Below are 9721 nucleotides of genomic sequence, written 5' to 3' on the forward strand. Positions count from 1 at the left end.
GGGTAATAAATAATGCAAGCAATGTGCCAGAGGGGGAAATTAAGCTATAACGCCAGTTAGGAAGGGATTAGCGATATTGTTCGCACCATGATAAAACATTTTTCAGAAAAATTTGCGCAGCAATCGTGCAAAAAAACAAGGTCACCATAAATGGCGACCCTACGCTTAATCTGGGTGATCTGGCGTTTTTATTTAAACAAATCGTCGCGATATTTAAATAATTCTAAATCCGAAGTCAGCCCTAATTTCTTCATGCCGGTCTGCTTATGACCGCTGATGGTTTTGCGGCTGCGTTTCAACTTAACCGCAATCTCCACCACCTGCATGCCATCAATAAAGCAGCGAATCACTTCCGCTTCACGCGGCGTCAGTCGCTTACTTAAATGCGCCATGCGCGATGCGTCATCAGTTGAGGCCTCACTCTGCTGCTGCAACAACGCATTACGTTCGCGCTTACGAATCGGCAACTGGTCCAACTCATTGGCGATATCGTCCGGCAGTGAACGTTGCCCGGCGGCAATGGTGCGAATCGCGGCAAAATAGCGCGGCGTCTCTTCGCGTTTGGTGATGTAACCTTTGATCCCCAATTGCAACGCGGCGTGAATCACCGCCACGCTCTCCATCGAGGAAGAGAGCAGAATTTTCAATTGCGGATGGTGCGACAAGATCTGCTTAATCAGCGACAAGCCATCCAACTCGTCATTGCCAAGAATGTAATCCAGCACCAGCACATCCGCATGGTTGATGCGCAACCAGTCCAGCAAATCTTTGCTGTTGCCAAACGTGGCGAGCATGCTGATATCCGGCTCACGCGTGGCGGCGACTTCAAAAGAGAAGCGCATCATCGGATGATCATCGAGCATCACTACCGCAATTTTTTTTTCGTCTAAAAGCGTCATCATGAACCTCAATCTGCCGGATTACTTGATACGGCCATTTAGCCAATTCAGGAGCATACCAGAACCTGCATAACCGCGGAAAATCGCGCTGTAACCGTCATAACGGTTAGCGATCTCTTCCACCCGATTGTTGTAATAATCCGACTCCGCGCTGAGCACATCCAGCAGCGTGCGTTTCCCTAAGTGATACCACTGATCAAAAAAGTCTTTACGGATTTGGTCGGATTCCACGCCGAGATTGCGATACAAATCGGCGCGGCCTAAACGCGAACGTGCATCCTGATCGGCGGCGCGTACGCGCTGCTGTAAATCATCAAGATTCTCTTCAGCTTCTTCACGTAACGCTTCGGCACGCTGCACCGCTGCCCGTTCAGACGCGCTGGCAGAACCGCCACGGAATACGCCCCAACTGACATTCACGCCGGTTTGCCATGCATCTTCGCGCCCGTAATAATCTTTAGCAGTGCTTTTACTCACCACCCAATTCACTTTTGGCAGGTTCGACGCTTTAAGCGCCTCGGCATCGGCCAGTGAAGCGGCGGCCTGCGCTCTGGCCTGATTGAGTGTTGGATGGCTTTCTGCTTGTTTCAACAACACATCCACCGATCCAGGCTGCAAATTCCAGCGGCGGCTTTTTGGCAAGTTTATACGCTTATCTCCGACTAAGCGTTGCAGCGTAATCTCGCTATCACGCAGGTTCGACTGAGCATTATCCAAAGCTGACTGCGCTTGCAAAAAGCGGCCCTTTGCCTGAGCCAGTTCACTGCGACGTCCGGCATCCAATTGCACCGTGGCGCTTAACATGTTGACCAGCTTTTGCATGCGCGCCACGTACTCTTCGCTGGCTTCAATGATCAATCGCTGCTTAGAAATTTCTACCAGTGCGCTACTCACCTGCCAGGCAAGATCTTCCTGCTGTGAAGCAAATTGGAAATCAGCTGCTTTCACGCCCTGCTCTTTACTGCGAATGGTGTTCGATGTCTGACCAAAATCATACAACGTGGTGGACGCCGTGACCGCAACGGCAGGCGTATTGTTGTCGCCATATTTATTACGATTACCGCCACCAAACTCAACACGACGCGATCCGGTGCTGACATCCACCTGCGGCAAGCGTGCGCCTTTAGCCGCTTTCACCTCTTCGCGCGCCGCTTCGGCGCTGTATTGCGCACTGCGCAGTTGTGGATTGCGTTGCAAAGCTGTCTGTACCGCGCCAGAAAAAATCTGGCGTAGCTGCTCGCTGCTGACACTGCTTTTATCCGCCTGCTTCGCCGTACTGGTGTTTTCAGGTAACGCGTAAAAGTCGCTGTCGTCGGCTGACGCTGCCGGGGCGAGCAACAACATCGCCACCAGCATCGCCAGTTGACGCGGGAATAATTTGTTATGTTTCATCACTCTGTTCCTATCTGCTGTTAGCGTTCACGGAATGCTTCACGCGCCTTGAACACCGGCTTAAGCAGATAATCAAGAATGGTTTTTTCACCGGTACGGATTTCGACCGAAGCGATCATCCCTGGAATAATCGGCAGGGCTTTGGCCCCGACGTTTAAGGTGCTGCTGTCCGTCAGCACCATCACGCGGTAATAGGTATCATCCGGTCGGCCGCTGGCGGTTTTGCTCTCATCCTTCAAAGTATCGGGACTGATCAACTCAACTTTGCCTTTCAAACCACCGTAGATGCCGTAATCGTAAGCGGTGATTTTGACTGTCGCCGGTAAGCCTGGATGCAGGAACGCCACGTCTGAAGGACGAATCTTCGCTTCAACCAACAACTGATCTTCGCTCGGCACAATTTCCAGGATGTGTTCGCCAGGCTGAATCACGCCGCCCAGCGTAGTGACGCGGATGTTCTTCACCGTGCCGTTGACCGGAGCGGTGATGATGGTGCGATTGCGGATATCCGCGCGCCCAACCAGGTTTTCAGTGGTTTGCGCCAGTTCCAGCTCTAACTTATTGAGCTCGGAGTTGGCATCGGCCTGGAAGCGGTTGCGACGTTCAACAATCTGCGACTGCAAATCGTTGGCCTGACGGCGCATACGTAACATCTCCACTTCAGACAATAAGCCGCGCGCGGAGAGTTTTTCCGCCAGATTGTTTTCGCGCATCGATAAGTCATAACTGTGCTGCAACGCGGCGACCGCGTCATTCAACGCCTTTTTCCGCGCGTTATAAGCATCGGTTTCTTGCTCCACCACTTTGGGTTCGGCACTGACCTGCTCATCGAATTGCATTGGCTTGTTGTAAGCTTCCGCACGCAATCGCGCGATGCTGGCTTTCAAGCCAATCTCTTTTTTCAATGCTTCGCGATAGCTGGATTCGGCACGCGTGGCATCAATTCTTAACAGCACCTCGCCCTTCTTCACTTCCTGACCTTCGGTGACATCCATTGCCGACAGAATGCCGCCTTCCAGACTCTGGATAACTTGTTCGTGGCTGCGTGAAACGATCTTGGCTTCGCCTTTGGTGATCTCTTCTACCCGCGCAAAGTGCGCCCAGGTAAAGAACACCACGATGATTGCCGCGAGGATGATCAACACCAGATGCGAGCCCGGCGTTTTCTGGCTGAGCAGCGATGCCTGAATATCATTCATAAAGGCGGCATCACCGGCGCTGATGGCTTTTTTGCTTTTCATTATGCGGGCTCCTGGGTGGCTGGAGCGGCCTGGTTGGCGGCTTCCCTCGGTGTTATTGGCTGTTCGCCACGCAAGCGCGCCAGAACATGATCCTTTGCGCCATCCATCAAGACTTTGCCGTCATCCAGCACGATGACGCGATCCACCAGCGCCAGCAGTGAAGGACGGTGCGTCACCACCACCAGCGTTTGATCTGACGTGGCGCTAAGCAGGTGCTTGATAAATTGCTGTTCAGTTTGCGCATCCATCGCACTGGTTGGCTCATCAAGCAGCAACACCGGCGGACGGGCGATCAAGGTGCGCGCTAATGCGACTAACTGGCGCTGACCGCCGGAAAGATTGCCGCCGTGCTCGCCCACTTGCAGATGGATGCCTTGCGGATGGCGCGCGGCAATCTGGTCTAAACCGGTGAGTTTCAGCACGCGCATAAATTCGCTGGCGGAGGCATCTGGCATCCCCAACATCACGTTTTCGCGCAGGCTGCCGTAGAACAGGCGCGCATCCTGGCTAACGAAGCCGGTGGCATGACGCCAATCGGCAGGATCGATTTGATTCACATCGAGGCCGCTGCTGAACATCTGGCCTTGGGTTGGCATATACAGGCGCGCAAGGATGCGCAGAAGCGTGGATTTGCCGCTGCCGATGGTGCCGAGAATCGCGATACGCTCGCCGCTGCTGATCTTGAGATTGATGTTGCTCAAAACCGGAGGGTTCGGGCGCAGTGGCGGCGCAGGATAGCTAAATCCAACCGCTTTCAGCGCCATGTTGCCGTTGAGTTCCGGCTCGGCGACATACTCTTGCTGCGGATCGCGATCGACCGGCATCGCCATCAATTTATTCAGCGAAGCCAACGCCGCTTTGGCAGATTGATAACGCACCGCCAAACCTATTACCTGCCCCAGCGGCGCAGTGGCACGGCTCGCCAGCATCACACTGCCGACCAGGCCGCCCATGGACAGCACGCCAGCGTCGATCATGTAGACGCCAACCACAATCAGCACTACCGCCTGAAACTGTTGCAGAAACGTCACTGCGTTGGTGGCAAGCGACGCATAACGTTTTGATTTGGAAGCACTGGCAGCTTGTAACGCGCTGGCACTTTGCCAACGGCGCTGCATATGCGCCTGGCCGTTGACCGCTTTCAGGGTTTCCATCCCTTCCACCGATTCCACCAGCACGCCCTGCTTCAAGGCGGCTTCTTGCAGATTAGCTTTCATGATTTTTGCCAGCGGCCATTGAATGGCGATACACACCAGCAAAATTAGCGGCAGCATCAGCAGCGGCACCCAGCCCAACGCGCCGCCAATCGAGAACATCACGCACAGGAACAGCACCACAAAGGGCAGATCGGCGAGCGTTGCGAGCGTGGCGGAAGAGACGAAATCGCGCACCGATTCGAATTCACGCAGTTGGCTGGCAAAGGTGCCGGACGAAGCCGGTTTGTGCTCCATGCGCACCGCCAGCGCTTTACGGAATAACAAGCTGCCGACAATCAAATCAGCTTTTTTTCCGGCACCATCTAATAAGTGAGCGCGAATAAAGCGCGTGAGCGCTTCGAAAAGCATCGCCAGGGTAACGCCAATCGCCAGCGACCACAAAGTGGTGAAGGCCTGATTAGGGATCACGCGGTCATAGACGTTCATGGTGAAGAAGATGCTGGCCAGCGCCAGAATGTTGACGATCACGGAAGCCACTGCTGCGCTGCGGTAATAACGGCGATAGCGCCATAAGGTGCTGAATAACCAATGAGATTGATTTTCAGGCAAGGCTTCTTCGACGCGGCGATCAAGCTTGGCTTCGGGTTTCGCCATAATGGCAAAGCCGCTGTACCAGGCTTCCACTTCTGAGGCGGCCAACTCAACCGGTTGCAGACTGACCTCTGGCAAAATAACCGTGTAGAAGTCGGCCATTTTACCGTCGTCACTTTTGCGTGATTTGCGATCCAGCAGGATCGCCCCGCCGGATCCTTTGCGCACCAAAATGAGTGGCGTCACCTGCATCGGCAGTTCCCACAGTGGGCGTTCAACCAATCCAGCGGAAAATCCAGCGTGTTCAAACGCCGTCAATGCCAGCGAAGGAGAAAGCAGCGCTTCCTTCGGCAACTCGGCAACCAACACGTCCTGGCTGCGGCCGCGTTTATAGTGTTTGCACATCCATGCGACACTTTGCAGCAAGGTATCGTCCACACGCGAGTGGCTGCCAGCGAGTTGTTCCAGCTCTGTGTGGGTGGTTAAGCCTGCATTCATCAGTGACGTCCCGTGGTTAGCCCGTAAACAGGTCAGGGTGAAAAGTTCAGGAGGACGAAAATCAAGACCAAGCTTGTAGCCGGATGCGCATTTCGTCGAAATCGTGGCGCAAGGATAAGGAAATCCAAGAAATGTCTTAATCAACGATTACTTAGGCGGATGTAGGAAAATGCTTATGGTCTTCTTTGGCGGGCTGCGAGGCGCAATCCAAGACCCGTCCTGGCTATTAACGTCATAAGGAGTACGTCACACTATTCGGCAGATTAGTTACCGAATACTTGACGATGAAAAAAGCTTTACTCCGCTTTATGCAGCTCTTTTTACTTACCCTGGTTTTACAACCGGGGCTGCTGCATGCACGCGGTGAGCCGCTTAATCTCACGCCACGTATTGAAGTGAATCCACCTCAAGTCACCTTTGCCGCCCCGGTGCGCGCATGGCTACAGACCCATCCGGTGATCCGCGTTGGCGTGTGGGGCGCTTCGCAGCCGCCGGTCAGTTTGGGTGTTGAACGTGGGCAATTAGCCGGGATTGATGCCGATTATCTGTCGCTGCTGGAATCCAGCTTGCAGGTGCATTTTGATTTGATTCATTACTCCAGTCGCGAAGAAGCCATCAACGCCTTAAATCAGGGCGACGTGTGTATGCTGGCGGTGTGGACGCCCGAATTAACGCCGCATTCCTCAATTTACGCTTCGCTGCCGTGGCTGAACGATCGTGCCGTGGTGGTGACGCGCGCCGGCCAGCGTTTACCCAGCGGCAACTTGCCGCTGCTGGCGCTAGATAGCCAAAGCATGCCGGGCATCGAATATTCGCCCGACGCCTTCGAAGATTATTATCACGCCATCAATTCCGTCGCCTTTGGCCAATCCAACGCCAAAGGCTTTAGTCATGCCACCGCCAGCTATCTGGCGCGCAACAATCAGCTGGAGAATCTCTGGCTGTTGCCGCACCCGTCGCTGGGTGAATTTAAGCTGACCTTCGGCGTGCCGAGCGGCGAACCGCAACTGCTCAGTGCCATCAACAATGTGCTGACGCATTTACCGTTGGTGAGCCGCTTGCGCATTGCACATGGATGGGGAATGGATAGCGAAGCGGTAACCGGCTATCCATCGCTCTCATTGACGCCCGCCGAAAGCGCATGGTTGCAGCAGCATCCGAGCATGACGGTGGTCGTCGATGCGCGCCGTGAACCATTGAGTTTTATCAGTCAGCAAGGTGAGCTGACAGGATTAGCGATTGATGTACTGCGACAAATCAGCGACCGCTTTGGTTTGCAATTCCACTACGAAGTCGCAAACGATGAAGACCAACTGACTGCATTGATGGTCAAACATCCGCAAGCTTTGCTCGCCAGTAACCTGGCCGTGCCAGGCGAAACAGAAGCGGCTGCGCCCACTTTGGCGCAGAGCGATCCCTGGCTGGTGACGCCAGCGGTGCTGGTAATGCAGCGCAACACCATCCAACCGGCCTCGTTGCACGAACTTTCTGGCGAGAAAATTGCCATCCAGCGGGATAGTCCGCTGATTCCGTGGCTGGAAACCTGGTATCCCACCCTGCAATTGACGTTGGCTGATTCAGTTAATCAGGCGTTACAGATGGTGAAGAATAATGAAGCACACGGCGCGATTGCTTCGCAGTTTGCGGTGCAATATCAGCTCAAACGTTACCCGTTCCAGCAACTTCATCAGTCACTATCCTTGCCAGTAAAACCCTACAGCATTGGTTTCGCGGCGCAGCGTGAAGATGTGCCCGCCTTATCGATAGTCAATAAAGCGCTGCTTCAAATTGAACCGCAGCGCCTGATGACACTCGCCGGTTCGTGGCGTGACACCTTAATGGCACCGGAACAAAAATCCGAACGCTATTTTTCTCCAACCCTCATCGCCATCAGCATGTTAGCGGCACTGATTTTAGTGCTGCTGATTGGTTGGTGGATTGGTCGCTTGATTAAGTCACTCGAATCTCTGCGCGAACGTCTGAACAGCAATCAGACCTTGATTCGTCAGTTGCAGGAAGCCAAAGCCGAGAATGATCGCGTGTTGGAAGCCCGCAACGCGTTTATGAAAAGCATGGGCCACGAAATCCGCACGCCGTTGAACGCGATCACTGGTTTGCTCGAGCTTGAACTGGAACGCCTGCACAGTCGCAATCAGCACAACGAAAATCTGCAAACTGTGTACGAATCGGCTTGTTCCCTGCTTTCTATTACCGGTGATGTGTTCGATATCTTCCGCGCTGAGGCGCGCGACGAACAGAGCCGCATTCGTGTGGTGAATCTGCCTTCGTTGCTGCGCAGCACGGTGGCACTGTTCCAGCAGCAAGCGGAAGAGAAAGGTTTACGCGTGAATGTCACGGTTGATCCTGCCACGCCGCGAGTGGAATTTGATCCGCTGTTAATTATTCGCATTGTTTCCAGCTTGCTGCGCAATGCGATCAAACACAGCCATCAAGGTGAGATTCAAGTGCTGTTGCGCGTTGATGCGCCACAACAAAGCGGCCATTTGCCGCTCACCATTGAGGTGCAAAATCCTGGCGACGGCAAACTTGCTGCACGTTGGGAAACGCGGCAAAACAGGCCGACACCGGAAGACGATCAGCGGGTTTGGGCGGATAGCGGATTTAGCATGGCGGCCTGCCAACGCATGTCAGAGGATGCCGGTGCAACACTGCAAGTGACTAGCGTGCCGGGAGAAAGCAATACCGTAAGCTTGCACTTCTCGGCGGTACCGATGATTGAAGCCCAAAGCGTTGAGCCGCACAGCGTTAAAAGTGCCGCTAAAGTGTTGATCGTTGATGATTATCCGCCTGCCCGCTTGTTGTTAACTCAACAACTGAAAAAAGCCGGTTATGAAGCCATTAGCGCGGTGCATGGCCGTCACGGATTAACCCTGTGGCAGCAGCATCAACAAGATATCGCCCTGATCATTACCGATTGCACCATGCCGGAAATGGACGGTTTCGAAATGAGCCGCGCGATTCGTGCAGTAGAAAGTAAGGAACAACTGACGCCCACGCCGATTTACGCGTTAACCGCGATGAGCAGCTTTGATGCCGCTGAAGATTGTATCAATGCAGGAATCAATGCCTGTTTGACCAAGCCAATAACGCCTGTCGAACTGCGTGAGATTTTAAACCGATGCCTCAAGTGTGAGGAGTTAGCATGCGCAACCGCGTGATTATTTATGATAATCATCCATTAATGGTGGAGGGTTTATCGCAAGTGATGATTGAGCGCGGCTATACCATTGCTAAAGCTATCACCGATCCTGAGCTGTTGATGCACGCATTGGTGTTGGATAAACCGACGTTGCTGGTTATGGATCTGCAAGGCCTCAGCGAACAGCATCTCAAGCAGCTGCAACTCAACCGCAAACACGCTGCGGGTTGTCGTTGGTTAGTGTTCGCCAGTTGCGATAGCAGTTGGCACGCGATTCAGCGCTTGAAATTAAATGTGCAGGGCTATCTCAATAAAAGCTGCGGCGCGGAGATGTTTCATTCGGTGTTGGAGGAAGTCGAGCAAGGTAACAGAGTGATGGTGCGCTATAGCGATCCTGCCGCGCGAAATAATCAGGACAGCGATTTGATTGCCGCACTCACCCATCGCGAACGGCAAATCCTGCACGAACTGGGTGCAGGTAAAACCAATAGTGTCATCGCGGGTGAGCTAAAACTCAGTGCTAAAACGGTAAGCACCTTTAAGCGCAGCATTATGCAGAAGATGCAGACGCGTAATGTGGGTGATGTGGTGGATTTAGCGCGGCGGAATAGTTATTAAACGGTCACCATAAATGGCGACCTTACGATGGATTGGCGCGTTTTGTAGGGTCGCCATTTATGGTGTAATGCTCGTCAGTTAAGCCTCAAACATGCCGGAACGCATAGCGTTTCGGCTTTTTCTTTACTGCCCGGGGATAGTGTCTTGGTCGCCGGGTGGGAAGCA

The 9721-nt window shown here is 53.6% G+C and carries 6 protein-coding genes; 2 read left to right on the top strand and 4 right to left on the bottom strand.

The window, feature by feature from the left end:
* Positions 1-188: 188 nt before the first annotated feature.
* Genes ACPUC7_RS23535 through ACPUC7_RS23550 form a run of 4 tightly spaced genes read right to left on the bottom strand, consistent with a single transcriptional unit; the run spans position 189 to position 5778 of the window.
* On the bottom strand, positions 189-902 hold the full coding sequence (locus tag ACPUC7_RS23535) for a response regulator (RefSeq protein WP_494924768.1): 714 nt from the start codon (positions 900-902) through the stop codon (positions 189-191).
* Positions 903-920: 18 nt separating this feature from the next.
* A complete protein-coding gene (locus tag ACPUC7_RS23540) occupies positions 921-2291 on the bottom strand; it encodes a TolC family protein (RefSeq protein WP_494924769.1) in 1371 nt (456 codons plus the stop codon).
* A 20-nt stretch (positions 2292-2311) separates the two neighbouring features.
* Positions 2312-3532: an HlyD family type I secretion periplasmic adaptor subunit gene (locus ACPUC7_RS23545; RefSeq protein ID WP_494924770.1), complete on the bottom strand. Its 1221-nt coding sequence runs from the start codon at positions 3530-3532 to the stop codon at positions 2312-2314.
* Positions 3532-5778 carry a type I secretion system permease/ATPase gene (locus tag ACPUC7_RS23550; protein WP_494924771.1) on the bottom strand — a complete coding sequence of 749 codons (2247 nt, stop codon included), beginning with the start codon at positions 5776-5778 and terminating at the stop codon, positions 3532-3534. Before ACPUC7_RS23550 ends, ACPUC7_RS23545 begins: the two co-directional genes overlap by 1 nt.
* A gap of 284 nt (positions 5779-6062) precedes the next feature.
* On the opposite strand from ACPUC7_RS23550, the gene ACPUC7_RS23555 reads away from it, so the two are divergent.
* A complete protein-coding gene (locus ACPUC7_RS23555; RefSeq protein ID WP_494924772.1) occupies positions 6063-8957 on the top strand; it encodes a response regulator in 2895 nt (964 codons plus the stop codon).
* On the top strand, positions 8942-9556 hold the full coding sequence (locus ACPUC7_RS23560; protein ID WP_494924773.1) for a response regulator transcription factor: 615 nt from the start codon (positions 8942-8944) through the stop codon (positions 9554-9556). Before ACPUC7_RS23555 ends, ACPUC7_RS23560 begins: the two co-directional genes overlap by 16 nt.
* Positions 9557-9721 lie beyond the last annotated feature (165 nt).

Source organism: Pantoea sp. CFCC18179 (genome assembly GCF_059412405.1).

What these genes read in the sequence shown, in the direction of transcription:
- ACPUC7_RS23535 (WP_494924768.1), bottom strand. Translation starts at nt 902, where the DNA reads ATGATGACGCTTTTAGACGAAAAAAAAATTGCGGTAGTGATGCTCGAT.
- ACPUC7_RS23540 (WP_494924769.1), bottom strand. Translation starts at nt 2,291, where the DNA reads ATGAAACATAACAAATTATTCCCGCGTCAACTGGCGATGCTGGTGGCG.
- ACPUC7_RS23545 (WP_494924770.1), bottom strand. Translation starts at nt 3,532, where the DNA reads ATGAAAAGCAAAAAAGCCATCAGCGCCGGTGATGCCGCCTTTATGAAT.
- ACPUC7_RS23550 (WP_494924771.1), bottom strand. Translation starts at nt 5,778, where the DNA reads ATGAATGCAGGCTTAACCACCCACACAGAGCTGGAACAACTCGCTGGC.
- ACPUC7_RS23555 (WP_494924772.1), top strand. Translation starts at nt 6,063, where the DNA reads ATGAAAAAAGCTTTACTCCGCTTTATGCAGCTCTTTTTACTTACCCTG.
- ACPUC7_RS23560 (WP_494924773.1), top strand. Translation starts at nt 8,942, where the DNA reads ATGCGCAACCGCGTGATTATTTATGATAATCATCCATTAATGGTGGAG.